General features: G+C 64.1%; 20 protein-coding genes, 1 tRNA gene and 1 pseudogene. 4 read left to right on the top strand and 18 right to left on the bottom strand.

Features of this window, described 5'->3' with window-relative positions; genetic code table 11:
• Positions 1 to 2 precede the first annotated feature (2 nt).
• The 3 genes from BM222_RS12130 to BM222_RS12140 are packed head-to-tail and all read right to left on the bottom strand — an operon-like array spanning position 3 to position 1,962.
• Complete coding sequence (locus BM222_RS12130; RefSeq protein ID WP_092228490.1) at positions 3 to 206, bottom strand: hypothetical protein; 204 nt, start codon at positions 204 to 206, stop codon at positions 3 to 5.
• A 29-nt stretch (positions 207 to 235) separates the two neighbouring features.
• The gene (locus tag BM222_RS12135) at positions 236 to 1,573 is read right to left on the bottom strand and encodes a PQQ-dependent sugar dehydrogenase (RefSeq protein ID WP_092228491.1); all 1,338 of its coding nucleotides are present in this window, start codon (positions 1,571 to 1,573) and stop codon (positions 236 to 238) included.
• Complete coding sequence (locus BM222_RS12140; protein WP_244547098.1) at positions 1,570 to 1,962, bottom strand: DUF2231 domain-containing protein; 393 nt, start codon at positions 1,960 to 1,962, stop codon at positions 1,570 to 1,572. The genes BM222_RS12135 and BM222_RS12140 overlap by 4 nt, the downstream gene beginning before the upstream one ends.
• Positions 1,963 to 2,182: 220 nt before the next feature.
• Here BM222_RS12140 and BM222_RS12145 point away from each other — a divergent pair, with 220 nt between their 5' ends.
• On the top strand, positions 2,183 to 3,046 hold the full coding sequence (locus BM222_RS12145; protein WP_092228493.1) for a formate/nitrite transporter family protein: 864 nt from the start codon (positions 2,183 to 2,185) through the stop codon (positions 3,044 to 3,046).
• 27 nt (positions 3,047 to 3,073) lie between these two features.
• Here the strand turns inward: BM222_RS12145 and fcl are convergent, their stop codons facing one another.
• The 14 genes from fcl to BM222_RS12215 form a co-directional block, all read right to left on the bottom strand.
• On the bottom strand, positions 3,074 to 4,027 hold the full coding sequence (gene fcl / locus BM222_RS12150) for a GDP-L-fucose synthase (RefSeq protein ID WP_177243168.1): 954 nt from the start codon (positions 4,025 to 4,027) through the stop codon (positions 3,074 to 3,076).
• Entirely contained in the window at positions 4,008 to 5,078 is a 1,071-nt protein-coding gene (gene gmd, locus BM222_RS12155) for a GDP-mannose 4,6-dehydratase (protein ID WP_092228495.1), read from the bottom strand. Before gmd ends, fcl begins: the two co-directional genes overlap by 20 nt.
• A gap of 170 nt (positions 5,079 to 5,248) precedes the next feature.
• Positions 5,249 to 6,196 carry an ABC transporter substrate-binding protein gene (locus tag BM222_RS12160; protein ID WP_092228496.1) on the bottom strand — a complete coding sequence of 316 codons (948 nt, stop codon included), beginning with the start codon at positions 6,194 to 6,196 and terminating at the stop codon, positions 5,249 to 5,251.
• Positions 6,197 to 6,265: 69 nt separating this feature from the next.
• On the bottom strand, positions 6,266 to 7,306 hold the full coding sequence (locus BM222_RS12165; protein WP_092228497.1) for an ABC transporter permease subunit: 1,041 nt from the start codon (positions 7,304 to 7,306) through the stop codon (positions 6,266 to 6,268).
• Entirely contained in the window at positions 7,299 to 8,822 is a 1,524-nt protein-coding gene (locus BM222_RS12170) for a sugar ABC transporter ATP-binding protein (RefSeq protein ID WP_092228498.1), read from the bottom strand. The genes BM222_RS12165 and BM222_RS12170 overlap by 8 nt, the downstream gene beginning before the upstream one ends.
• Before the next feature lie 123 nt (positions 8,823 to 8,945).
• A complete protein-coding gene (gene xylB / locus BM222_RS12175) occupies positions 8,946 to 10,391 on the bottom strand; it encodes a xylulokinase (RefSeq protein WP_092228499.1) in 1,446 nt (481 codons plus the stop codon).
• A 97-nt stretch (positions 10,392 to 10,488) separates the two neighbouring features.
• Positions 10,489 to 11,538 carry a LacI family DNA-binding transcriptional regulator gene (locus BM222_RS12180; protein ID WP_092228640.1) on the bottom strand — a complete coding sequence of 350 codons (1,050 nt, stop codon included), beginning with the start codon at positions 11,536 to 11,538 and terminating at the stop codon, positions 10,489 to 10,491.
• Positions 11,535 to 12,179 (bottom strand): ThuA domain-containing protein, encoded by a 645-nt coding sequence (locus BM222_RS12185; protein WP_092228639.1) that lies wholly within the window; start codon positions 12,177 to 12,179, stop codon positions 11,535 to 11,537. Before BM222_RS12185 ends, BM222_RS12180 begins: the two co-directional genes overlap by 4 nt.
• Positions 12,180 to 12,189: 10 nt before the next feature.
• Positions 12,190 to 13,287: a Gfo/Idh/MocA family protein gene (locus tag BM222_RS12190; RefSeq protein ID WP_092228500.1), complete on the bottom strand. Its 1,098-nt coding sequence runs from the start codon at positions 13,285 to 13,287 to the stop codon at positions 12,190 to 12,192.
• A 22-nt stretch (positions 13,288 to 13,309) separates the two neighbouring features.
• On the bottom strand, positions 13,310 to 14,158 hold the full coding sequence (locus tag BM222_RS12195) for a carbohydrate ABC transporter permease (protein ID WP_092228501.1): 849 nt from the start codon (positions 14,156 to 14,158) through the stop codon (positions 13,310 to 13,312).
• Positions 14,151 to 15,092: a carbohydrate ABC transporter permease gene (locus BM222_RS12200; RefSeq protein ID WP_092228502.1), complete on the bottom strand. Its 942-nt coding sequence runs from the start codon at positions 15,090 to 15,092 to the stop codon at positions 14,151 to 14,153. The genes BM222_RS12195 and BM222_RS12200 overlap by 8 nt, the downstream gene beginning before the upstream one ends.
• A 2-nt stretch (positions 15,093 to 15,094) precedes the next feature.
• On the bottom strand, positions 15,095 to 16,360 hold the full coding sequence (locus BM222_RS12205; RefSeq protein WP_092228503.1) for an extracellular solute-binding protein: 1,266 nt from the start codon (positions 16,358 to 16,360) through the stop codon (positions 15,095 to 15,097).
• Between the two features lie 570 nt (positions 16,361 to 16,930).
• Positions 16,931 to 17,004: transfer RNA gene (locus BM222_RS12210), tRNA-Gly, on the bottom strand.
• A 349-nt stretch (positions 17,005 to 17,353) separates the two neighbouring features.
• Complete coding sequence (locus tag BM222_RS12215) at positions 17,354 to 19,747, bottom strand: ATP-binding protein (protein ID WP_092228504.1); 2,394 nt, start codon at positions 19,745 to 19,747, stop codon at positions 17,354 to 17,356.
• A 328-nt stretch (positions 19,748 to 20,075) separates the two neighbouring features.
• Here BM222_RS12215 and BM222_RS12220 point away from each other — a divergent pair, with 328 nt between their 5' ends.
• Together BM222_RS12220 and BM222_RS12225 are read left to right on the top strand one after the other, a co-directional pair.
• A complete protein-coding gene (locus BM222_RS12220) occupies positions 20,076 to 20,789 on the top strand; it encodes a substrate-binding periplasmic protein (RefSeq protein WP_092228505.1) in 714 nt (237 codons plus the stop codon).
• A 99-nt stretch (positions 20,790 to 20,888) separates the two neighbouring features.
• Positions 20,889 to 21,275 carry a YciI family protein gene (locus BM222_RS12225; RefSeq protein ID WP_092228506.1) on the top strand — a complete coding sequence of 129 codons (387 nt, stop codon included), beginning with the start codon at positions 20,889 to 20,891 and terminating at the stop codon, positions 21,273 to 21,275.
• On the opposite strand, the pseudogene BM222_RS12230 reads toward BM222_RS12225, so the two are convergent.
• Positions 21,223 to 21,711: pseudogene (locus tag BM222_RS12230) on the bottom strand (TMEM175 family protein); the annotation flags it as partial. The gene BM222_RS12225 and the pseudogene BM222_RS12230 sit on opposite strands and share 53 nt — an antisense overlap.
• 92 nt (positions 21,712 to 21,803) lie before the next feature.
• Here BM222_RS12230 and BM222_RS12235 point away from each other — a divergent pair.
• Complete coding sequence (locus BM222_RS12235; protein WP_092228508.1) at positions 21,804 to 23,861, top strand: ATP-dependent helicase; 2,058 nt, start codon at positions 21,804 to 21,806, stop codon at positions 23,859 to 23,861.
• Positions 23,862 to 24,207 lie beyond the last annotated feature (346 nt).

Consider the following 24,207-nt stretch of genomic DNA (forward strand, 5'->3'; position numbering starts at 1 on the left):
GGCTAGATTCCGAGCGCGTTCTCGCCGGCTTCGCGACCGGGCACGCTGACATGGACTTCGTGGCCCTCACGGAGCGCCAGGGACGCTGCGGCGACCGCCGACTCGAACGCGGCTTCCTTCGTGGCGTATCTGCTCCTGACGTTGCCGTCATGCAGCACGCCCCATTCGTCCTGGACCGGTACGATCGCGTATTGCGCAAGACCCATCATCCCTCTCCTATCGCTGCGCGGCTTGCCTAGCGCTGCGTGACCTGCGGATGCGCCGCCGTCACCCGCCACACCGTATTGCCGCTGTCGTCGGCGACGAGCAGCGCGCCTGATTTGTCGATCGCGACGCCGACGGGTCGGCCGCGCGCCTGATTGTCGTTGTTGAGGAAGCCGGTGACGACGTCCTGCGCCGGCCCGCTCGGCTTGCCGTCCGTGAACGGCACGTAGGCGACCTTGTAGCCATTCAGCACCTGCCGGTTCCAGCTGCCGTGCTCCCCGACGAAGGCGCCGCTGCGATAGGCGTCCGGCAGCTTGCTGCCGCTGGAGAAAGCAAGTCCGAGCGGCGCGACATGCGAGCTCAACGCATAATCGGGCACGATCGCTTTTTCCACGAGGTCCGGCCGTTGCGGCTTGACGCGGGGATCGACGTGCTGGCCGTAATAGCTGTAGGGCCAGCCGTAGAAGGCCCCGTCCTTCACCGACGTCATGTAGTCAGGCACGAGATCGGGCCCGAGTTCGTCGCGCTCGTTCACCACCGCCCACAACGCGCCGGTCTGCGGCTCGAAGCTGAGACCGTTGGGATTGCGCAAGCCGCTGGCAAAAATCCGCCAGCGGCCGCTGGCGCGATCGACCTCGAGGATGTCGGCGCGATTGTGCTCGGCCTCCATGCCGTTCTCGGTGATGTTGCTGTTGGATCCGACGCCGACATAGAGCTTTGAACCGTCAGGGCTCGCGACGAGACTCTTGGTCCAGTGGTGGTCGATCGGACCTCCAGGCAGCGGCGTCAGCACCGTGCCTGGCTTGGTGATCTTGGTGTCGCCTTCGGCGTAGGGATATTTCATGATCGCGTCGGTATTGGCGACGTAGAGATCGTTGCCGACGAGCGCGACGCCGAACGGAGAATTGAGATGGTCGAGGAAGACGCTCTGCGTATCCGGCACGCCGTCGCCATTGGTATCGCGCAACAGCGTGATGCGATTGCTGGGTCCGGTATCGCCCCCGGAGGTCGCCCAGGACTCGATGTACCCCATCACGATCTCCTTGGGCCGTTTGATCGCGGCGGCCTTCGGCGCCTTGGATTCCACCACCAGCACATCGCCATTGGGCAGCACGTAGAGCGAGCGCGGGTGCTGCAAGCCGGTCGCGAACGCCTTGGCCTGCAAGCCTTGCGCGACATCAGGCGTCTCGTCCTTCTTCCAGCCGACGATGCGGGCAATGTGCATCGGCGGCAGCAGATATTGCTGGACGTCAGGGAGTACAGGATTGGCACCGATCTGCGCGTTGGGATCGCCGCTGCCGTCATTGCAGCCGGCGAGAAGACCGAGGAGCGAAGCGCACAGCAGCGCCCGTGTGGGGAAAGACGTCATCGCGCAACTCCCACGCCGTGGCGATAGACCATCCCCCATCCGAGCCAGCCGGTCACAGGCAGGATCAGCACGGTGAGCACCGAAAGAACGAGCCCCCACGGCCCCACCGAGGTCCAGGCATCACGCGTGTGTATCAGCAGATTAATGACGGCAAGGATCATGGCGACGCCATTGCCGATCAGATGCGGCCAGGCCGGCGCCTGCGCGCGCACCAGGCGGTTGCCGAGGAAATCAGTCAGGCCGGCGATCGCCGCCAGCACGCCGAAGATGACGCCGACGAGCAGAAGCCAGGCGGAGAAATCCGCCCACATCATTTCAGCTGAGATGAGATATGTGATGTCAGTCAGCAGCGCGCCGATGAAGCACACGATCGGGATCGGCACCAGCATCGGATGAATCGGATGGCCTGCGATTTGCGCCGTCGAGCGTACGCGCACGATATCTTGCACCGAGGACCTCGTGTGGCATGTCGCCCCGCCCGAACGGCCAACTCATGCTCGCGGTGATGGTTCCTGGGCTCGTTTGCGCGGGATCTTGACCTCGGAGCGACCGCGAGGAACTCACCGCCATTGGCGGCCTTGAGTTCGATCAGCATCCGGAGAGCGCCACGTGGACCAGCGAGACGACGGCCCCTCGTTCAGCCCAGCCTCCAAGCTCGACGGTGTCTCGCGGCGCCAGACCGAGCAGATCGAATCCCAGAGCCGGCCGAACGCCGCGCTGATCCACGAGACGATCCGCGCCGAGGGCGAGCAGGAACTGGAGCGGCGATGGTGGGCCATCCTGCTGTCCGGGCTCGCCGCCGGCCTTTCGATAGGATTGTCCCTGATCGTCCAGGGTGAGTTTCACGCGCTGATCTCCGATGAGGCCACCCGCCGGCTGGTCGCCCCGCTCGGCTACACTGTCGGCTTCCTGGTCGTGGTGCTGGGCCGGCAGCAGCTCTTCACCGAGAACACGCTGACTCCGATCCTGCCGCTCTTGCACAACCGCGATCTCGGCACTTTGGGAAGCGTGCTCAAATTGTGGGCCCTGGTTCTCCTTTCCAACATCGTCGGAACCTGGGCGGTCGGATCCGTGCTCGCGCATACCAGCATCTTCGAGCCACGGATCTTGGACGCCTTCGTCGATCTCAGCCGCCAGACCATCGAGGGGACGTTCGCGACGACGCTGGTCCGAGGGATCTTTGCCGGCTGGCTGATCGCCCTGATGGCGTGGCTGCTTCCAGCGACCAAGGGATCGCGCGCGCACATCATCGTCGTGATGACCTATGTGGTCGCGCTCGGCCAGTTCGCGCACATCGTCGCAGGCTCGGTCGAGTGCGCCTTCCTGGTGCAAAGCGGTCGTGCGTCGCTGGCGCAATATGCCTCGGATTTCTTTCTGCCGACCTTGCTGGGCAACATCCTGGGCGGAACGACGCTGGTCGCCCTGCTGAATTACGGGCAGGTCGCGGCCGAAATCGACGATCACCGAGAATAGATCGCTTCTTGAAGGGCGCGAAGCTTATCAGGCAGGAAGGGGCGCGACCGCAAGATAGGCTTCATAGGCGCGCTTCAGGCCATCGTGAAGCGATGTCGTCGCGCGCCAGCCGAGCTTATCGAGGCGGCTGATATCAAGCAGCTTGCGCGGTGTGCCGTCAGGGCGCGAAGTATCGAAGGAGATATCGCCGCGATAGCCCACGACCCCGGCGACGACGCGGGCGAACTCGGCGATGGCGATGTCCTCTCCGGTGCCGACGTTGATCAACTCTGCGCCGGAATAGGTCTTCATCAGGTGCACGCAGGCATCCGCCATGTCGTCGACATAGAGGAACTCCCGCCGCGGCGTGCCGGTGCCCCAGACCGCGACGCTTTTCGCGCCCGACAGCTTCGCTTCGTGAAAGCGGCGGATCAGGGCAGCCACGACGTGGCTCAATTCAGGATGATAATTGTCCCCGGGACCATAGAGGTTGGTCGGCATCACGCTGATGAAGTCGCTGCCATACTGGCTGCGATAGGCCTCCGCCATCTTGATGCCGGCGATTTTCGCAATCGCATAAGGCTCGTTGGTCGGCTCCAGCGGGCCCGTCAGCACGCTGTCCTCACGCAACGGCTGCGGCGCAAGCTTCGGATAGATGCAGGACGAGCCCAGAAACATCAGCTTCTCGGCGCCATTTTGATGCGCGGCCTGAATCACGTTCGCGGCGATCGCGATGTTGTCGTAGATGAACTCGGCGCGCAGCGTGTTGTTGGCGACGATGCCGCCGACTTTGGCCGCGGCGAGGAAGATCACCTGCGGCCGCGCCTTGGCGAACCAGTCGAACACGGCGGCCTGGTTGCAGAGATCGACCTCGCGCCGGTCGACGGTCACGACGCTGACATTCTCCCGCGCCAGCCGGCGCACGATCGCGCTGCCGACCATGCCGCGATGGCCGGCGACGTAGACACTCTTGCCGGTCAGCTCAAACGCTACACTTGCCATTTGCGACATCCCGCTTGGCATCAGCCAGATCGCTCGCCATCATCTCTTCGACCAGCTGCGTGAAGGTCCGCTTCGGTTTCCAGCCAAGCACCTGCCGCGCCTTGCTGGAATCGCCAATGAGGAGGTCGACCTCGGTGGGGCGGAAATAGGTCGGATCGATCTTCACCACGACCTTGCCGCTGATGGCATCGACCCCGGTCTCGTCGACGCCTGCGCCGAGCCATTCGACGCGGCGGCCGACTTGCGCAAAGGACAGCTCCACCATCTCGCGCACCGAGTGCATCTCACCGGTGGCGAGCACGAAATCGTCAGGCTTGTCGGCCTGGAGAATCATATGCATGCCCTCGACGTAGTCCCTGGCATGCCCCCAGTCGCGCTTGGCCTCGAGATTGCCGAGGTAGAGTGTCTCCTCCAATCCGACCTCGATGCGCGCGACGGCGCGGGTGATCTTGCGAGTGACGAAGGTCTCGCCGCGGACCGGACTCTCATGGTTGAACAGGATGCCGTTCGAGGCAAACATGCCATAGGCCTCGCGGTAGTTCACCGTGATCCAGTAGCCGTAGAGTTTAGCCACGCCGTAAGGCGAGCGCGGGTAGAACGGCGTGGTCTCCCTCTGCGGGATCTCCTGCACGAGACCGTAGAGCTCGGAGGTCGAGGCCTGGTAGAACCGCGTCTCCTTCTCCATGCCGAGGATGCGGATCGCTTCCAACAGGCGCAGCACGCCAATGGCGTCCGCATTGGCGGTGTATTCCGGGCTCTCGAAGCTGACGGCGACGTGGCTTTGCGCGGCGAGATTGTAGATTTCAGTCGGCCGGATCTGCTGCACGAGACGGATCAGATTGGTCGAATCCGTCATGTCGCCGTAATGCATCAGGAACGGTACGTTACCGACATGGGGGTCCTGGTAGAGATGGTCGACGCGCCCGGTGTTGAAAGACGACGAGCGCCGCTTGATGCCATGGACGACATAGCCGAGCGACAGCAGATGCTCGGCGAGATACGCGCCGTCTTGCCCGGTCACGCCGGTGATCAGAGCAACCCGCTCGCTCATGATATGGACTTGCTCCCAAAGGCACCGCGGCAGGCGCGGTTAGCGCCACGTCAAAACCTCCCCTTCTTTGACATATCGGTCGCCGGGGTCAACCTCACAGGCTCGCCCCGGGCGGGTTTCCCGGGGCGTCCTGCTCGAATGCGGCCACTGGCAGCGATAATTGCGAGATCTTACTGCGAGCGGTCCGAGGTCCAGCCCTTGTAATCCTTGATGTTATCTCGGGTTACGAGCTTCGACGGCAGCAGTTCGACGGTCGAGGCCGGCTTCTGCCCATTGAGAATGCCGACGCCGATCTGCACGGCGCGCCGCGCCATGAAGAACGGATCCTGCGACGCGGAGGCCTGGATCTGCGGCGACGCCGGATCCTTGAGCGCGGCCTCGATGTCGGGAGCACCGTCCACCGAGGTGATGATGATGCCGCTGCGGTTCTGCTGTTTCGCCGCGAGATCGGTCCCGATCGCCTGCGGATCATTGATGGCGAAGATCGCGTCGATCTTGGGGAAGCGCGTCAGATAGCCCTGCGCGACAGTGAGGCCGCCTTCGCGCGAGCCCTTGCCGTCCTGGTCGCTGGACAGAACCTTGATCCCCGCGTTCTTCCCGAAGACGTTCTTGCAACCGGTGACACGGTCGATCACGGCGGAGACCTGCGGCCCATTCTCGATAATGACGTCGCCCTTGCCTCCCAGCTTGTCGACGATGTACTGGCAGGCAATCTCGCCAGCCTGGACGTTGTTGGTGGTCACGGTGGCATCGGCGCCTTCGGCCGCGGTGTCGACCGCGACGACGACGATGCCCGCCGCCTGAGCTTTCTTGATCGCGGGGCCGATCGCCTTGGGATCACCGGGGTTCAACAGGATCAGGTCGACGCCGGCGGCGATGAAATTGTCGATCTGGGTCACCTGCTTGCCGAGGTCGTATTCGAAGCCGACGGTGGTGATCTTCACATTGGGGTTGGTCTTCTTGGCCTCGAACTCGGCGCCCTTCGACAGGGCGACGAAGAACGGGTTGCCCATCGACCCCAGCGAGACGCCGATCGATTTGAGCTCCTTGGCAAAGGACGGCGTGGTGGTCAGTGCAAGCGCCACCGCGGCGCCGGCCAGCATGGTCTTCTTCAACATTGTCTTCCTCCCTGGTCTGTCTTCATCCCGGGCACGGCAGACCAGTTGCCGCAACCGAAACTCATATCTCTAGGTTCTGGCCGAGCCTTGCAGCCGGTAGCGGTCCAGCGCCACGGCGCCGATGATCACCAGCCCCTTGATCACATATTGCCAGATATCGGAGACGCCTGTCAGGATCAGGCCGTTCGAGAGAACGGCAATGATCAGCGCACCAACCAGCGTTCCCCAGATCGAGCCGATGCCGCCGACGAAGGACGTGCCGCCGAGGATCACCGCGGTAATGGCGTCGAGCTCGTAGCTCTGTCCAAGCTGCAAGCCGTTGGCCGCATAGAGCCGCGCCGCCTGCATGCCGCCGCCGAGGCCGGCCAGCATGCCCGACACGCCATAAACGAAGATCAGAACGGCCCATACCTTGATGCCGGCAAGCCGCGCCGCGCTCTCATTGCCACCCACCGCATAGATGTGCACGCCGAGCACGGTCCGGCGCAGCACCAGCCATGACACGAGGATGACGAGCAGCGCGATCACCGAGAGCCACGGGATCGACGCCACGCCGGGCACGAGCGTCAGCGAGCCATTGCCGATGAAGGCGTAGGGAATCGACGGATTGAACACGGTGGTGTCGGCTCCGAGCAGCCGCGCCAGGCCGCGCACGGCGGTGAGCGAGCCCAGCGTGACGATGAAGGGCGGCAGGCGCAACAGCGCGATCAGCGCGCCGTTGATGACGCCGAAGCCAAGTCCGGTGAGCACCGCGACCGGCAGCCACAGGGCACCGAGCTCGGGCAGCTTGGAAATCGTCAGGCCCGCCATTGCGGACGCCGCCAGGATCGAGCCGACCGAGAGATCGATGCCGCCGGTGAGGATGACGAAGGTCATGCCCGCAGCGAGGACGGTGTTGACGGCGGCCTGCTGCAGCACGATGCCGAGATTTTGTCCGGTGAAGAACCGGCCGTCCGACAAATAATGAAAGCCGCCGCAGAGCAGTAGCAGCACCGGCAGCATGCCGGCCGCGCGGATCAGGAGCCTGACGCGTTGGCGCTTCGTTGCTTGCGCGGCGGCAAGGCCGTCCGCCGTGGCGGCCTTCGCCGGCGTCGATCCGTTGTCAGGCATCGAGATGCTCCGTCCCCGTGGCAAGCGCCATGATATCCTCTTGAGTTAATGGCGCAGTCTCTGTTCGTCTGACTTCGCCCGCGATATGCCCGGACCGCATCACGATGACACGGTCGCAGATGCCGATGATCTCGGGCAGATCCGACGAAATGACGAGGATCGCGGTGCCCGCCTTGGCGAGATTGTCGATGATCGAATAGATTTCGGACTTGGCGCCGACATCGACGCCGCGCGTCGGCTCGTCGAGGATCAGCACCTTCGGCGCAATGGCGAGCAGCCGCGACAACAGCACCTTCTGCTGGTTGCCGCCGGAGAGACCACCGGCGGGGACGCCGACATTGGCGGCGCGGATGCTGAGGCCTGCGAAAGCCCGGTCGGCGCGCTCGCGTGCCTTGTCGCGATCCAGGAACCAGCCGAGCCTGGCATCGCGACCGAGCACGGCGAGATTGATGTTGTCCAGGCACGACATGTCGAGGAACAGGCCAAGCGCCTTGCGGTCCTCGGTCAGATAGGCGATGCCGGCCTCGAGCGCTTCGCCGGGCGTGCGGATGTCGATTGGCTGGCCTTCGAGTTCGAGACGACCCGAAATCTTCGGTGCTGCACCGACGATGAGATGAGCAAGCTCGGTGCGGCCGGCGCCGATCAGGCCGGCAAGGCCCACCACCTCGCCCGCATGCACGGTGAGCGAGCAGCCCTTGACGCGGTGCCCGTCGGCCATGTCGATGGCGGTCAGCACGGGGTGCCCCTTCCCGGCCTCGGGATCGTGATCCTTCTTGTAGAAGGAGGAGACGTCGCGCCCGACCATCATGCGGACGATGGCATCGGCGCGGATATCCTGCTTGTCGAGCGAGCCGACCAGGCGGCCGTCGCGCAGCACGGTGACGCGGTCACCGAGCGCATAGACCTCGTCCATGCGGTGCGAGATGTAGATGATGGCGAGGCCTTCGGCGCGCAGCTGCCGGATCAGCGCAAACAGTCGCTCGCTCTCGCCGGCCGACAACGCGGTGGTGGGCTCGTCCATGATCAGGATTTTCGAGCGCGTGTGCAGCGCACGCGCAATCTCGACGAGCTGGCGCTGGCCCATGGAAAGATGTGCCACCAGTGTCGATGGCAGGAAGTCGGCGCCCAGGCGCTGCAGAATTGGGCCAACGCCCTCACGCATGGTGCCACGCGCCAGCAAACCTGAACGCGAGACCTCGCGACCGAGATAAATATTCTCCGCCACGCTCAGATTGGGGGCCAAAGACAGTTCCTGATAGATGATCGAGATGCCCGCCGCACGCCCGCCGAGCGGCCCCTCGATCCGCGCCGGCTTGCCCTCGATCCGGATTTCACCCCCGGGATCGGGCCGGTAAGCCCCCGACAGGATTTTCATCAGGGTCGATTTGCCCGCGCCGTTCTCACCCATCAAGGCATGAATCTCGCCGGCATAGACCGTCAGGTCAACCGCGCGCAGTGCCTTGATGCCGAAGAAGGATTTCGACACTCCTCGCATCTCGAGGATCGGATCGTTCATCGTGCCTCCCGGCGCACGTTTCCCCTGTCCGCGTTTGGTTTTTCAAGCACGGTTGGCGTATTAAACAAAACACCGCTGCACAGGGCAACAGCGAACAGACAGAATTGGGGACGCGAGGCGATGCTAATGGCGCGGCCGATACAGTTCGCGCCAGGCGGAAAGCCGCGCGGCATACGCGTCCACCAGCACGCGGTCAGGCTCGAACGTCTCGACGCGGCGCGGGGACGTGCAGACGGCGGCGATTGCCTCGCCGGTGACAGCAAGCCGCCCTAATCTCGCCGCACCGAACGCAGCCCCGGTTTCGCCGTCGGCAAAGCGATGGATCGGGACGTCGAGCACATTGGCCAGCACCGACAGCCAGAACCGGGACCGCGAACCGCCGCCGATGACGTCGGCTTCCGTGACCACAATTCCGGCATCGCCAAGTGCGTCCCGGCAATCCGCGAGGGCGAAGGCGACGCCCTCGAGCACGGCCTGCACGATCGCCGTGCGGTCGGTGCCGTGGCTCAAGCCGTCGAGCATGCCGCGTACGTCGGGGTCATCATGCGGCGTCCGCTCACCCGCGAGATAAGGCAGGAAGCTCACCGGAGACGGCGCCTGCGGCTGCGCCCCCAGCGGCGCCAGCAGTTCGGCCTCGGCGACGCCGAACAGGTGCGCGGCCCAGGCCAGACAGGACGCCGCCGACAGGATGGCGCCGGCCTGGATCCACATGCCGGGAATCGCATGGCAGAAGGTGTGGACCACGCGGTCCGGATTGGCGGCGATATGGTCTGATGGCACCAGCAAGGCCCCCGAGGTGCCCAGCGAGATGAACCCCGTTCCCGGCGTGATCGCGCCGATGCCGATCGCGCCGGCCGGATTGTCGCCGGCACCGCCGGCGATCATGGGGCACCTCGCCATGCCCCAGCGCTGCGCCAGTTCAGGTCGCAACGTTGCCGCCGGCGCACATCCCTCGACCAGACGCGGCATGTGCGCGCGCGACAGGCCCGTCGCAGCCAATGCCGCATCCGACCAGTCCCGGCGCGCCGCGTCGAGCCAGAGGGATCCCGATGCATCCGAGACGTCCTCGATCGCCTCGCCTGACAGCACCAGGCGCAGATAGGCTTTCGGTTGCAGGACAATTCTCGTCGCCGCAAAAATCCCGGGCTCATGCGCGGCGATCCACAGCAGCTTTGGCGCCGTGAATCCGGGCATCGCCTTGTTGCCGGTCGTGGCACGCAAAGCTGGCCAGCGTTGTTCGAGGATCCGGCACTCCGCGGCGGAGCGTCCGTCGTTCCACAGGATGCATGGCCGCAGCGGCCTGTCCCGCGCGTCGAGCAGCGTCGCGCCATGCATCTGGCCTGATAGCCCGATGCCCTGGATCGCCGCCAGCTCTTTTCCATGCGACGCCTTCAACGCGTCCAGCGTGGCGAAGGTCGCCTCGATCCACTGTGCGGGATCCTGCTCGTAATAGCCTGGATGCGGCGAGGCGATCGTCAACGCCCGGCTCTCGCTCGCGATCACGCGTTGGGTATGGTCGACCAGAACGGTCTTGACCGCCGAGGTCCCGAGATCGATGCCGAGATACATGACTGAACTGGTTCCCGAATTGGACACGAGCCGGGGCGGCCTTCAGGCCGCTCCTGATGTCATCCGGCCCAGCAAGACGAATATCGATTTCCTCAACTTACGGAAGATTATCCCGCAAGAAAATGTCGATACGGATGCGCTCCTGATCGTGGCTGATCGGCTCTTCCATGCAATGGGCCAGCAGCACCCGCGCCGCGGAGCGCGCCTCGTGGCCGGGATCCTGATTGATGATGGCGTCGCACGTGCCGCGAACCAGGAAACGTCGCGTGTGCTGCGTCAACTCGTGGGTGATCCACACCACCTCGCGGGCGCGGCCGGACGCCTCGAGCGCATCGGCGATGCCGCGGTTTCCGGCGCCGCAACAATAAATGCCGCGGAGATCGGCATGGCGCGCGAGCAACCCGAGGGTGAGCTCTCGCGTGCGCGCGCTGTCGTCGCGGCCCTCGATGACCGGGAGCGCGCGCAGGTTCGGATACTCGCTCGACAGGATCTGATGGAAGCCGAACTGGCGCTCGGTATGATCGCGCAGCGACAACGATCCGGCGATCACGGCGACCGTCCCCTCGCGCCCGGCAAGGAAGCGCCCCATCAGCGTCGATGCAGTGCGTCCCGCGGCCGGGTTGTCGATGCCGACATAACGCAGGCGGCGCGAGCTCGGCACATCCGACACGAGGGTCACCACGGCAACGCCACGCCCGGTGAGCTCGTCGATCGCGGCCCGCACTCTGGGATGGTCGAGCGCAATGACCGCGACACCCTGATAGGCCGGCGACAGATCCTCCAGCACGCCAGCCAGCACGTCAGGATCGAACACGTCGACATGGACGATATCGATGAAGCCGCGCTGACCGGCGAGCCAGTCTGCGGTGCGCTGGACCTGCTCGGTCAGATTGGTCATGAAGCTGTTGCTGCCGGACGGCAGCACGAATGCGAAGCGAAAGCTCTGCCCGCGCGCGAGCCGCGCGGCCGCGACATCCGCATGGTAGCCGAGCTTGGCCACTGCAGCCTCGACACGCGCGACGGTCTTGGCACGCACGCCCTCGCGCCGGTTGACGACGCGGTCGACGGTGGCGAGCGAAACGCCCGCCGCACGCGCGACGTCCTCAAGCGTGGCGCGAACCGCCGGTTGCGCCGCATCAGAACTCATTCGCGCGCCGCCCACAGCATGCCGCGCGTCATCAACGTCCGGATCTCCGGGACGTCGAGCTCATAGGCGCGGTGGCCGAGCGAGGAATAGAACACCCTGCCCGCGCCGTACCGTTTCTTCCAGACGACAGGCATCACCACGCCATCGATCCATGACGCGTGCTCGCCGGTGAAGGTCGTCGTCGCCAACACCTCGATGGCGGGGTCGACATGCATGTAATATTGCTCGGAACGGTGCTCGAAACTCTGCAGGCCCCTCATGATGGGGTCGTCAGGCTTCGTCACATCGACCTTGTAGTCGATGATGTTGCCGGGATGGGCAACCCACTGCCCGCCGCACAGGAACTGATAGTCCACGGAATCGCGAAACGCATCGCACATGCCGCCATGGTGACCGGCGAGCCCGACGCCGCCACGCACCGCCGCGCAGAGATTGAGCGCGTCCGCCTTCTCGATCTTCGACATGGTGTAGATCGGGATGATCAACGAGAGATCATGTATTGCGGGATCGCCGAACGCCTCTGTCGTCGTTTCGATCCGGACCTCAAACCCTTCCGCCTTCAGCCAGCCGCGGATCATCGAGGCACAGAGATCGGGATCGTGTCCCGGCCAGCCGCCCCAGACTATCATTGCCTTGCGCATGGTCATTACCTCAGTCGATCTGCCCGGTTTCACGTCCGGCCGGCAGCATCGCAGGCCGCTCGACGCGGTTCTCGATCTTGACGCGCCGTCCTTCGTCGGCGGACGTCTGGAACGCCTCCATCACCTCAAGCACGTGGAAGGCCAGCGCGCCGCTGGCGCGGTGGGGCCGGTCGTTGAGGATCGCGGACGCCATGTCGGCGACGCCGATGGAGCGGAACTCGCCTTCGACATGACCGTGTGTCAGTGGCATCGTCTCGAATTCGCCGCCGGTCTTCGCGACCAGCACCTCGCCGCCGAAGCGGTTCGGGTCCGGCACCAGCATGCTGCCCTTGTCGCCGTAGATCTCGATCGGCGCATGGCGGTGTTTCGGCACATCGAAGCTCATCGTGATCGAGACGACGGCCCCGCTCTCGAATTCGAGCGTCCCTGCGACGTGGGTCGAGACCTCGACCGGGATCAAGGTGCCGTTCATCGGCTGGCTGGTGACCAGACGCTCGGATCTCGGGCGCGCGGTCGAGCCCATGACGCTTGCGACCGGACCGAGCAACTGCACGAGATCGGTGATGTAGTACGGGCCCATGTCGAGCATCGGCCCGCCGCCGCGCAGGTAGTAGAATCCCGGCGCCGGATGCCAACGCTCGTGGCCGGGGCAGCCGAAGAAGGCGCTGCCTGCGACGGGCGTGCCGATCGCGCCGTCATCGATCAGCTTGCGCGCGGTCTGGTGCCCGCCGCCGAGGAACGTGTCCGGCGCACAGCCGACGCGAAGTCCCTTCTGCGCGGCGAGATCCAAGACCTTGCGGGCTTCCGCGACGTTGATGCCGAGCGGTTTTTCGGAATGGACATGCTTGCCGGCGTTCAACACGGCGAGGCTGACGTCGGTGTGGGCGAGCGGTACGGTGAGATTGATGACGATCTCGACGTCGTCACGTTTAAGCAGCTGGTCGACCCGCATCGCCGGCAGCCCGAAAGCGGCGCCCTGGCGCTCCGCGACATCGCTGCGCATGTCCGCCAGCGCCCTCACCTCCATGACCGGGAAGCGCTGCGCCGCCTTGAGGTAGGCGGTGCTGATCACACCGCAGCCGATGATTCCGACGCCGACTTTTCTCATTTTTTTCTCCGTGAGGTCTCGTTCATCCCTTGACCGCGCCTGCGGTGAGGCCGGCAACGATGTGCTTCTGCGCCAGCAGGAACAGAATGATCGTCGGCAGGATGGTGAGCGTGATGAAGGCGAGGATCAGGTGCCATTCGGAGGAATATTCGCCCTGATAAACCATGATGCCGAGCGGCCAGGGATAGAGCGCATCGGTGTTGAGCATCACCAGCGGCAGCAAATAGGCGTTCCAGCTGTTGACGAAGGTGATGGTGCCCACCGTCGCGAGAATCGGCCGAGACAGTGGCAGCGTCACGTAGCGAAAGAACTTGATGTAGCTGCAGCCATCGACGAGCGCCGCTTCCAGCAGCTCATGGGGAATGTCCTTGAAGAAGCGCCGCAACAGCAGCACGCTCATGGCAAGGCTGAAGGCCACCTGCGGCAGCGCGACGCCGAAATAAGTGTCGAGCAGCCCGAGATCGCGCACCTTGATGAACAACGGCAGCACGGCCGTCGCGGCCGGAAACAACAGGCCGAGCGTCAAATAGCTCAGCAACATCGAACTGCCGAAGAACCTGATATGGGCGAAGGTGAACGCCGCCATCGAGGCCACGATCAGGGTCAATGTCACCGTGAGTGTCGAGATGATCAGCGAGTTGCGCAGGAGTTGCCAGTAACGCCCCGAAAACAGGATGTCGGCATAATTCCGCCACTCCCAGTGCTGCGGCAGGCCGAACGGATTGACGCGCAATTCGCCGAGCGATTTGAAGCCGCCGAGCAGGGTCGCGAGCAGCGGCACCAGCACGAAGATGGCAACGATTGCGAGGAACACCGCCTTGAACGGTACGGCGGGATCCAACGGCGCGCTTGTGGTTTCGGCATTACTCATCGCGCATGAACCATCGCTTGTAGGTGAAGGCAAAGATCACACAGATCGCGAACAGGATGACGCCGATGGCGCTGCCATAGCCGACCCGCATGCGCGAAATTCCGTTGTTGTAAAGGAAGCTCACCATCGTATTGGAGGAATCCGCTGGTCCCCCGCGCGTCAGCGGCATCACGAGATCGAACAGCTGCAGCGAGCCGACCACCGCGAAGAACACCGAGAGCCGGATGGTCGGATAGAGCAAGGGGATGACGACATGGCGCAGGGCTTGCGAGCGCGTTGCGCCGTCGATCCGGGCCGCCTCGACCAGGCTCTTGTCGAGGCTCTGGAGCGCCGCGATGAACAGCATCATGTGGAAGCCAAAGTACTTCCAGACGATCACGATCAGCACCGCCAGCATCGCCGTGTCGGTCGAGGCCAACAGATGCGGCGGCTCGGCGCCGAAGGTGCGCCAGATCGATGCGACGAGACCGTAATCGCCGTCATAGACGAAGGAGAAGATCAAGCCGGTCGCGATCTCCGCCAGAATATAGGGCATGAAGAACAGCATGCGCAGCGCCACCGCGCCCCGAAACTTGTCGGCCAGCATCAAGGCCAGGGTCAGGGCGAGCGGCAACTGGACCGCGAGCGAGACGACAATGATCAGCCCGTTGTTGCGCAGCGCGAGCCAGAAGGCGCGCGTTTCCAGCACGAAGCGATAATTGTCGAAGCCGATCCAGTGGGTCGGCCTGCCGAAACCGTTCCAGTTGAAGCCCGAGTACCAGGCGGCCTCGCCGATCGGCAGCACCACGAACAACGTGAAAAGCAGCAGTGCCGGCGGCAGGAACAGGATCAGCACGGTGAAGCGATTGTCCCAGTTCGGGCCGCGCACGGCGGCCTGGGGGGCCGCCTCGCCAGCAACGCCGACCGGCGATGGCATTGCGATCCGTCGCGCCACGGTCAGTTACCCTGCTTGTACGCCGCCTCGATCGCTTTCGCCGCGTCCTGCGGGGTCATGCTGCCGCCGGCGATCTCCGCCGAGACGTCGTTGACGACGCGGCCGACGGAGGGGCCGAGGCTCTGGTCATAGAAGTTCTGGTGGTACTTCGACTTTGCGAGATTGGACGCGATCAGCTTCATGAAGTCGCTCTTGAGGCCCGCCTCGCCGCCCTTGACGACGGGAACGATGAAGTTGCCGGCGGCGAGCCGCGCCTGCACGTCCTTGGAGATGAAGTACTTCAGGAAGTCGACGGCCTCCTTGGGCGAGTCCTTGGTGACCAGCCAGCCGGTGATGCCGCCGAGGGTGTCTGACGGCTCACCCTTGCCGCCGGGTACGACCGGAAAATCGAACCAGCCAAGCTTGTCGTCGGAAAGACCGACTTTGTCGGCGGCGAGCGCGCGCTGGGTGTGATAGAAGGAGGAGATCGCCAGGATCATCGCGGCCTTGCCGTCACCGAAATAGCCGACGGCCTGCGGGTTCTTGAAGCCGAGGAAGCCGTTCTGGAACGGCTGGAGATCGACGAGCTGCTTGAACAGCTCACCGGATTTCTGGAAGGTGTCGCCTGCGAAGCCGCCGTTTTCACCCTTCAGCGCTGCATCGAAGGCCGGCTTGCCGCCAATGCGCACGGCGAGATGGGTCCAGTAGAAATGCAGCGGCCACTTATCGGCGCCGCCAACCACAATCGGCGTAACGCCGGCTGCCTTGAGCGTCTTCACTGCAGCAAGCAGATCATCCCACGTTTTGATCGCCGCGGAATCGACCTTCGCCTTGGCCATCAAATCCTTGTTGTAGAGGAAGCCGACCTGCGAGAGCGAGATCGGAAGTCCGAAGACGCGGCCGTTCTGGGTGAAGGCGGCAAGCGCCGCCGGTGCGATCGTGTCGCTATAGCCGTCGCTCTTCACAGAATCAGTGATATCTTCCAGCACGCCGGCTTCGATCTGGGTCTTCAAGACGCCGCCGGCCCAGCTGTAGATGATGTTCGGCCGGTCCTTGGACTGCAGGATGGTCGGCAGCTTGGCCTTGTAGGCCTCGTTCTCCAGGAACTGCATCTCGACCTTCACGCCGGGATGCGACGCCTCATAGGCGCGCGCGACCTCCTCCCAGATCTTCACCTGAGCCGGATTGACCTCGATGTGCAGCCATTTGACGGTCGTATCGGCCAGCGCGGAATTGGCCAAAAGCAGGCATGCGGCAGCGGTGAGTCCCAGCTTGGCGAGCAGCCTCATCACATCCTCCCAACAGGCTCTTATTGTTGAGGACGATCCTGCCTGCAAGTTTTGAGGTGCGCAACTAAAATTCTGACCTATGCACCTCACGGAACCGACAGGCTGAGATTTGGAAAAAGCGGAGGCGAGGTCCCTCGCCTCGCCGCAACGCGTCTGCTTCGGGGTCAAGATCGAGGAAGGCGATCAAAATCCTGATCAGCAACGCGCCGCATGACGGGGATAAGACGGACGAGATCATACGCGCAGATGCTGCGTCGGTGCGGCAGTTGAAACGTTACAAACTGTGGTTGATGGGACCACGGTGAACGAAAGCGAGCGTCGCCTGCGCGTTTGCACTGGACGGGCTTGATCCCTCTGCCGCACCGGAGCAGCCCATGCGGCGATCCAGGGCACTCTTCATCACGGCCCTTCTCTACGCCTTGATCAGTCTGGTGCTCGCGCAAGGCTGACGGCAAGCGATATCTCGTCACCGCTGCCGGCGGCCACGGCTCGGTCGGTACCAAGCGCGGTGATTGCGTCATCGCGTATGCGTTGAAGGATTGAGTTGGAGGCGTCGCATTCCGAGATGTCTGGAGCGGGTGAAGGGAATCGAACCCTCGTATTCAGCTTGGAAGGCTGCTGCTCTACCATTGAGCTACACCCGCGACAGGGGCTCCCTAACACGGCCGGGCGGCGGCCTCAACTGCCGGAGGGACGGCTTTCGCAGGCTTTCCGGCCTTGCGCACAGGCCCGGTTCCCCCAAGTGCCGCCTCCCCTTAACAGGCGCGGCCATCCAGCCTATATTGAGATCTCCCGCAATCAACGAAAGGAGGTGATCCAGTGTCTTTTACCGAGCGCTGTCACCTCGCTGGGATCGCCCGCTAGGCTTTGAAAGAGGCTTGGCATCGGGGCGCTCTCAGCCCTGGACCAGCGAGCAAGAAATCGGGCGCGACGGGATCTTCCCGCCGCGCCTTTTCATTGGCCAGGCCATTTCGCCGACATCGCGCGCATCCCTCAGAGCGCCACCTCGCCCCCGAGCATTTCGCGAATCTTCCGCGACAGGTCAGCCTTCCGGTACGGCTTGCGGAGCAGCGCCACGCCGGGATCGAGGTGTCCGTCGTGAACGATGGCGTTGTCGGCATAGCCTGACGTGTAGAGCACCCGCACGCCCGGCCGACGGAGCCGGACCGCGTCTGCCAATTCCCGCCCATTCATGCCGCCTGGCATGATGATGTCGGTAAACAGAAGATCGAAGCTCGGTCCCCGGTCGACCAACGCCAGCGCGGTTGCGCCATCGCTGGCCAGCAGCGTGCGATAGCCTAGGCTGCCGAGCTGGGCGATGACGTAGCCCTGCACCAGCGGATCATCCTCCACCACGAGGATGGTCTCGTGTCCATGGGTCAGCGCGGGCGCCGGCGCCGGTCCGGTTCTCGCGGTCGCATCGCCCGCCGATCGCGGCAGCAACAGCCTCACCACCGTACCGCGTCCCTCCTCGCTCTCGATCGCGACGGTGCCACCGGTCTGCTTGGCGAAGCCGTAAACCATGCTCAGTCCAAGTCCGGTGCCGCGACCGACCCCCTTGGTGGTGAAGAACGGCTCGAACACCCGGTCGCGAATCTCGGTAGGAATGCCGTGACCGGTGTCGGCGACCGCGACCATGACGTAGCTGCCTGCTTCGCCATCGCCATTGTCCGCGCCGTCGAGCTCCCGGTTTGCGGTCTCGAGCGTGAGCCTGCCGCCGTCGGGCATCGCATCGCGCGCGTTGACGGCGAGATTGACGATCGCAGACGAAAGTTGCGACGGATCAGCCATGGCCGGCCATGCATCATCGGCGAGACGCGTCACGATCTCGACGTGCTCGCCCAGGATCGGCCGCAACAGCTTCACCGCCTCCACGACGAGCGCGTTGACATCGATCTCGCGCGGCTCCAGCGGCTGGCGCCGGGCGAAGGTCAGCAGCTGCGAGGTGATCTCGGCGCCGCGCGAGGCCGCATCGTCGATCAGCGCGGCGATCGAGGCGAGCTCGGGCTTGTCCGCGAGCCCCTCCTGAATGATCTCGATGGTCCCGGTGATGACGGTCAGCACGTTGTTGAAGTCGTGCGCGACGCCGCCGGTGAGCTGACCGATCGCATCCATCTTCTGTGACTGGCGAAGCCGCTCCTCGGCCTCGTGCTGCGCGGTGAGATCGGTAGCGGAGCCGCGATAGCCCATGAAACGCCCGTCGTCGCCAAACACCGGCCGCCCGTTGACGCTGAAACAGTGCAAACGCCCGGCCGCATCGCGGCCGCGATACTCGAACTTGCGGAACGGCTCGTGCCGATCCAGCGTCGCCATGTGGTCGCGCCATTTCTGCGCTTCGGAGCCTTGATCGAAGGCGGCATCCGGACGTCGTTTCCCAATCAGGGCGTTACGGTCCATGCCGAATACCCCGGCCCGGTCCGATATGTAGGTGAACTGGTGATCCGGACCGGTTTCCCAGAACCAGTCGGAGGCGGTCTCGGCATAGTCGCGAAAGCGCTGCTCGCTCGCGCGCGCGTCGTCTTCCGCCCGCCGGCGGATCTCCAGATCACGATCGAGATTCGCATTCGCCTCGCGGAGCTCGCCATAGGCACGCTCCAGGTTGGCACACATGGCGTTGAACGCGTCAATCACCTTGTCCAGCTCGTCGGGATCGTCAGGAGGCCGGCGGTCCAGACGTAATGGCGGAGGCGGCCGCGCCAGAGTGTACTTGCTGACGAACTCGGCGATGGCGGCCAGGTGCCGCGTCACCAGAATGTGGAACATGTAGATGATGAACAGCGAGACGAGGAACGTCTTTGCCGCCTGACTTGCCAGGATGACAAGGGCCCGGTTCAGCAGTTGCTGATAGATGTCGCTCAGCGTCGCCTCGACATGGAGCACGCCGATGGGACGCGCGGTCCCTTGAACGGCGTAGGTCAGCGGATAGTCGCGCGTCACGACCGAGCGGCTAGCGTGTTCGCCCACGGCAACACGGATGGGATGGGGGCGATCGGCCATCTCGCGGACCTCGGCGGCGCGGAGACCGGGCAGCCGCAGGATTCCTTCGAGCTGGAGCTTGAGCTGGTTCTCGTCGAGACTCCACAGGCTCTCGCCGAGGCTGCCCGTGGTGCTGCGACCGACCTCGTCGAGCCTTGTATCGATCACGCCGACTTCGCGATCGTAGTCCAGATAGAGCTGCAGCGCAGTCAGGGTCAGCGTCACGACCGAGGAGAACAGCAGCACGGCCGCGAGCAGGCGCGGCCCGACACCGCTGCGCGCCCCCTTGAATATTCGCGACAAGAGCGTCGCGAGCACCGGGGGCGTGAACGCAACCCCGAAATCCTGCTCCGCAGCCGCCGGCGCAACAGCGCGGCTGCGATCGGGATTCTCGTCACTTGCCTTGCTCATGCACCTGTCCCGGAAAATGGCGAACATTCCTCTTCGGCCTGCCGGTCGCAGCCGCACACAATTCAACGGTTATGATTCTCTTTCGGCACGCGTCGCGCGCAGCAATCCTGCCGGCCCTTGGGCGATCTAGGGTCGGCGGGGTCATATCTTGCGCCCAGCAGCAGGATCTTGGCGCAAACTATCACTTCGCGTGCTACAATGACATTGGTGATATCACGGATAACGGCGGGCGAGCGGTGAGTGGCGCGGCTCCGCGCAACGGCCATCTCCGGTAGATTGGCGCTCGCATCAGAACTCAATGGTAGCAAGGAACGGCCGAGAAGCGCTCATGTGGCGGATCGTCGTCATCTGCCTTTCGCTATTTGTAGCCGGTTCATCCCAGGCGCAGTCGGTCATCCGGCTGGCTCGGATCGCCGACATTCCGGATCAATATGTCGGCGGCGAGCTTCTGCGCGCCGTCTACACCAAGCTGAACATCAAGCTCGAATTCGTGGACGTCCCCGGCAAGCGGGCCCTCGCGCTGTCGAGCGCCGGTGAGGTCGACGGCGAAATCCAGCGGATCGGAACGTTGTCGGCCGAATACCCGACGCTGCTGAAGGTGACGCCGGCGATCAACTACATCGAGCCCGCCGTATTCACGACCAAGCTCCATTTCGACGTCGATGGCTGGAATTCGATCAGGGCCTTCCGCATCGGAATCGTCCGCGGCGTCGGCTCGTCGGAAGCCGGGACGCGCGGCATGGACAGGGTCACGGCGACCATTGGCATCGAGAATTTGATCAGGATGCTCGATGCAGATCGTTTCGACGTGATCGTCAGCGACCTCTTCAGCGGGCTGGTCGCGGTCCGCAAGCTCAATCTTCAGGGCAGAATCTATCCGCTCTCGCCGCCGCTCGAGCGCATCCGCATCTTCCATTACCTGCACGAGCGCCACCGCGACCTCGTGCCGAAGGTTGGACAAGTGATCGCCCAGATGGAGGCAAGCGGCGAGCTGGCGGCGCTGCGCGAGGCTCTCGTCAAGCAGGTGCTGAGCGCCCCCTGACGGCGGCCTCGAGACCGGCAATATTTTCAGCCTCCCCATTGTCGGCTGCGGCTACGATGATACCGTCCTCGAGCTGAGTGCCCAACAGAAGAGGTGGAGATGCTTTACGCGATCCTGGCTTACCACGTGGAAGGCGAGATTTTGTCGTGGACGCCGCAGGAGGACGCCGCCGTCGTGGCCAAAATCATCGAGGTTCAGGAACCCTTGAGGGCAAGCGGACACCTTGGGCCGGCCGCCCGTCTGGATGACACAAGGAAAGCCCGCACCTTGCGTGGCCCCGGCGCGGGCATCGTCCTGGATGGGCCGTTTGCCGAGACCAAGGAGCAGCTTCTGGGTTTTCATCTGGTCGACTACGACACGGATGAGGAGGCGATCGCGGCCGCGCGCAAGCTGCGTGAGGTCAATCCGAGTGCGGTTTACGAAATCCGACCGCTCAAGCTTTACGTGCCCGCCGATGGGTTCGGCGCGCCAGCGACCAAGGGATGATGGAGCGCGCGGCGACGTCAGGTCTTGCGGGCATCGCCGTATCCAGGCGGCGGCGGATCAGCAATCCGCCAAAGGCCAGGAACCAGAAATAGGACGCATATTGCGGGGCGTACGCGGCCACTGCGGTCCCCGGGAGCAATGCAGCCAGCGGGAACAGGGCCGCGATCAGCTGGGAACGGAAGCCTCGCATCACGAGCCACCACAACCATGCATTCAGCCCGGCGATGATGGAGAGATGCAGACCATACAGCACGGCCACGGCGCTGCTCCCGTCGTAGTTGCCATACAAGCCGTTGGTCACCGGCAGCAGGACGATCGACAGCAGGAACACCAGGTTCAACAGCACGACATGGCGGCCCCCTTCCGGTTGGCGGGCGAGCCGGCGGTGATGGCTGATCCAGAACACACCGGCGATGATGAAGCTCAGGAGCTGCCCTCTCCCCTAAAATCCTCAGGCGGCTTGCGTCCAGCCGCATTGCGATTCGCCCGGGGATCGTTGATTCTGGCGGCATCACACTGGGGCGATTCGTGACGTCATATCTGGACACGCTCAATGCGGAGCAGCGCCGCGCCGTGGAGCATGGCGTGGCCGATGGCGTCACCGTGGGCGCTCCCCTGCTGGTCATTGCCGGCGCGGGCTCCGGCAAGACCAACACGCTTGCCCACCGCGTCGCGCATCTGATCGTCGCGGGCGCCGATCCACGCCGCATCCTGCTGATGACCTTCTCCCGCCGCGCCGCCGCCGAGATGGCCGGACGCGTCGAACGCATCTGCCGCAAAGTGCTCGGCGAGAACAACGCCGCGATCATGCGCGATGCGCTGACCTGGGCCGGCACCTTCCATGGCATCGGCGCGCGGCTGTTGCGCGAATATGCCGAGCGGATCGGCGTCGATCCCGCCTTCACCATCCACGACCGCGAGGATTCCGCCGACCTGATGAACCTGGTCCGGCACGAGCGCGGGCTGTCGAAGACCGAGAGTCGCTTCCCGGCCAAGGGCACCTGCCTGTCGATCTACTCGCGCTGCGTCAATGCCGAAATGGAAATCGAGAAGGTGTTGGGGACGCACTATCCCTGGTGCGCCGGGTGGGCCGCCGAGCTGAAGGGGCTGTTCGCCGCTTACGTCGAGGCCAAGCAGGCCCAGCACGTGCTCGATTACGACGATTTGCTGCTCTACTGGTCGCAGATGACGAGCGACGCACTGATCGCGGACGAGATCGGCGGACGCTTCGATCACGTGCTGGTCGACGAATATCAGGACACCAACCGCCTGCAATCCTCGATCCTGCTGGCGCTGAAGCCGGACGGACGCGGGCTCACCGTGGTCGGCGACGACGCGCAGTCGATCTATTCATTCCGCGCCGCCACCGTGCGCAACATCCTGGATTTTCCGCAAAGCTTCTCGCCGCGCGCTGAAATGATCACGCTCGACCGCAACTATCGCTCGACGCAGTCAGTGCTGGCGGCGGCCAACGGCGTCATTGGGCTAGCACGCGAACGCTTCACAAAAAACCTCTGGACCGACCGGTCCTCGTCACAGAAGCCGCAGCTCGTCACGGTGCACGACGAGACCGACCAGGCCCGCTACATCGTCGAGCAGGTGCTCGCCAATCGCGAGCAGGGCGCGCTGCTCAAGCACCAGGCAGTGCTGTTCCGGACATCCTCGCATTCGGGGCCACTTGAAATCGAGCTGACCCGTCGCAACATTCCGTTCGTAAAATTCGGCGGGCTGAAGTTCCTCGACGCGGCGCATGTCAAGGACGTGCTCGCCCTGCTGCGCTTTGCCGAGAACCCGCGCGACCGCGTCGCCGGTTTCCGCATCCTGCATCTATTGCCGGGCATCGGTCCCGCCACCGCGCAGCGCGTGCTCGACCAGATGGCGGAGAGTGGCAATCCGCTGCACACGCTCGCCCAGCTCCCCGCGCCGCCGCGCGCGGGTGCTGACTGGATCCACTTCGTGCGCACTATCGAAAACCTGCGCTATTCGGAATGGCCGGCGGATCTCGAGCGCGTGCGGCTCTGGTACGAGCCCCATCTCGACCGCCTCCACGAGGACTCCGAGACGCGGCGCGCCGACCTGATGCAGCTCGAGCAGATCGCGAGCGGCTATTCCTCGCGCGAGAAATTCCTGACCGAGCTCACGCTCGATCCGCCGGACGCGACCAGCGACAAATCAGGACCGCCCTTGCGCGACGAAGACTATCTGATCCTCTCGACCATCCATTCAGCCAAAGGCCAGGAATGGAAATCGGTGTTCGTGCTCAACGTCGTCGACGGCTGCATGCCATCCGACCTGGGCGCCGGCACCAGCGCCGAGCTCGAGGAGGAGCGCCGCCTGCTCTACGTCGCGATGACGCGGGCCAAGGACGATCTGCACCTCGTGGTGCCGCAGCGCTTCTTCGTCCACGGCCAGGCCGCCAAGGGCGACCGTCACGTCTACGCCTCGCGCACCCGCTTCATCCCGGAGCAGTTGGTCTATCTGTTCGAGCGCACCGCTTGGCCGAAAGCCGCCGCGGCTGGCGCGCGCGCTGCATCGCAGGGACCGAAGATCGACATCGGGGCGCGGATGCGGGGGATGTGGCGGTAGATCGAACATTCCCTAGGCCTGTCGACCTTGTCGTCCCTATGGTCGGGCATGTAAACAGGTAGATAATCAGGACAATCGAGGCACGAATGGACGGGCCGGCAATCCTCGTACGAACGCTGTCGAAGACGAATGTTAGCGATCGCTATCAGAACTCGTGGCAATATCACTCAAGGAGCGATCGCCATTCCAAGATTGCCTGCTGGGGAGTAATTTTCGATCTATTGGCATCGACTCCACTTCTGAAACGACACGTGGAATCCGGAACAGTTTGCTTCGGCATCAACCACGAAATGCGTGACTTCGTCCATGATCGAAAGAAGAATCTCGATCTCGTGCTCTGTACTCC

The organism is Bradyrhizobium sp. Gha, from assembly GCF_900113735.1.
Classification (GTDB): Bacteria; Pseudomonadota; Alphaproteobacteria; order Rhizobiales; family Xanthobacteraceae; genus Bradyrhizobium.

What these genes read in the sequence shown, in the direction of transcription:
- BM222_RS12130 (WP_092228490.1), bottom strand. Translation starts at nt 206, where the DNA reads ATGGGTCTTGCGCAATACGCGATCGTACCGGTCCAGGACGAATGGGGC.
- BM222_RS12135 (WP_092228491.1), bottom strand. Translation starts at nt 1,573, where the DNA reads ATGACGTCTTTCCCCACACGGGCGCTGCTGTGCGCTTCGCTCCTCGGT.
- BM222_RS12140 (WP_244547098.1), bottom strand. Translation starts at nt 1,962, where the DNA reads ATGCTGGTGCCGATCCCGATCGTGTGCTTCATCGGCGCGCTGCTGACT.
- fcl (WP_177243168.1), bottom strand. Translation starts at nt 4,027, where the DNA reads ATGGCAAGTGTAGCGTTTGAGCTGACCGGCAAGAGTGTCTACGTCGCC.
- gmd (WP_092228495.1), bottom strand. Translation starts at nt 5,078, where the DNA reads ATGAGCGAGCGGGTTGCTCTGATCACCGGCGTGACCGGGCAAGACGGC.
- BM222_RS12160 (WP_092228496.1), bottom strand. Translation starts at nt 6,196, where the DNA reads ATGTTGAAGAAGACCATGCTGGCCGGCGCCGCGGTGGCGCTTGCACTG.
- BM222_RS12165 (WP_092228497.1), bottom strand. Translation starts at nt 7,306, where the DNA reads ATGCCTGACAACGGATCGACGCCGGCGAAGGCCGCCACGGCGGACGGC.
- BM222_RS12170 (WP_092228498.1), bottom strand. Translation starts at nt 8,822, where the DNA reads ATGAACGATCCGATCCTCGAGATGCGAGGAGTGTCGAAATCCTTCTTC.
- xylB (WP_092228499.1), bottom strand. Translation starts at nt 10,391, where the DNA reads ATGTATCTCGGCATCGATCTCGGGACCTCGGCGGTCAAGACCGTTCTG.
- BM222_RS12180 (WP_092228640.1), bottom strand. Translation starts at nt 11,538, where the DNA reads ATGAGTTCTGATGCGGCGCAACCGGCGGTTCGCGCCACGCTTGAGGAC.
- BM222_RS12185 (WP_092228639.1), bottom strand. Translation starts at nt 12,179, where the DNA reads ATGCGCAAGGCAATGATAGTCTGGGGCGGCTGGCCGGGACACGATCCC.
- BM222_RS12190 (WP_092228500.1), bottom strand. Translation starts at nt 13,287, where the DNA reads ATGAGAAAAGTCGGCGTCGGAATCATCGGCTGCGGTGTGATCAGCACC.
- BM222_RS12195 (WP_092228501.1), bottom strand. Translation starts at nt 14,158, where the DNA reads ATGAGTAATGCCGAAACCACAAGCGCGCCGTTGGATCCCGCCGTACCG.
- BM222_RS12205 (WP_092228503.1), bottom strand. Translation starts at nt 16,360, where the DNA reads ATGAGGCTGCTCGCCAAGCTGGGACTCACCGCTGCCGCATGCCTGCTT.
- BM222_RS12215 (WP_092228504.1), bottom strand. Translation starts at nt 19,747, where the DNA reads ATGAGCAAGGCAAGTGACGAGAATCCCGATCGCAGCCGCGCTGTTGCG.
- BM222_RS12220 (WP_092228505.1), top strand. Translation starts at nt 20,076, where the DNA reads ATGTGGCGGATCGTCGTCATCTGCCTTTCGCTATTTGTAGCCGGTTCA.
- BM222_RS12225 (WP_092228506.1), top strand. Translation starts at nt 20,889, where the DNA reads ATGCTTTACGCGATCCTGGCTTACCACGTGGAAGGCGAGATTTTGTCG.